The organism is Candidatus Nanopusillus massiliensis (genome assembly GCF_920984865.1).
In genome coordinates this window covers 510,462-510,735 of sequence record NZ_OV100765.1, presented here as the reverse complement: position 1 = coordinate 510,735, position 274 = coordinate 510,462, and the positions used below count along the sequence as shown (strand labels likewise).

Sequence of the window (274 nt, the reverse complement as noted above, 5' to 3'; positions counted from 1 at the left end):
TATGTAAAAAATAATTATGGAGAAAATTATTTTATAGAAACAAAAATTGGAAGATTTTATATAATTAAGGATAAAAAAGAAATTGAAAAATTAAAGGATATAAAATTTCTATTTAATTGGATATGATATAAAAGATAAGAATATATATAAAGATATATTAAATGAAGAAGGAATAAATTATGAAGAACTGAAAATTNNNNGATAAACCATCTTTAACATTATTATCAACAGAAAGAAATATTCTATCAGAAATAAGAAACCTGGAATATAATAT

The 274-nt window shown here is 17.4% G+C and carries 1 protein-coding gene (running past one end of the window); it reads left to right on the top strand.

The genetic code is table 11. The features are described 5' to 3' along the window. Positions 1–126: the final stretch of a tRNA pseudouridine(13) synthase TruD gene (gene truD, locus LUA84_RS04480; protein ID WP_308112665.1), read on the top strand. The gene continues 147 nt to the left of window position 1, outside the view; the window shows 126 of its 273 coding nt (coding positions 148–273); its start codon lies off the left edge, out of view; the stop codon is at positions 124–126. The last annotated feature ends 148 nt before the right edge of the window (positions 127–274 follow it).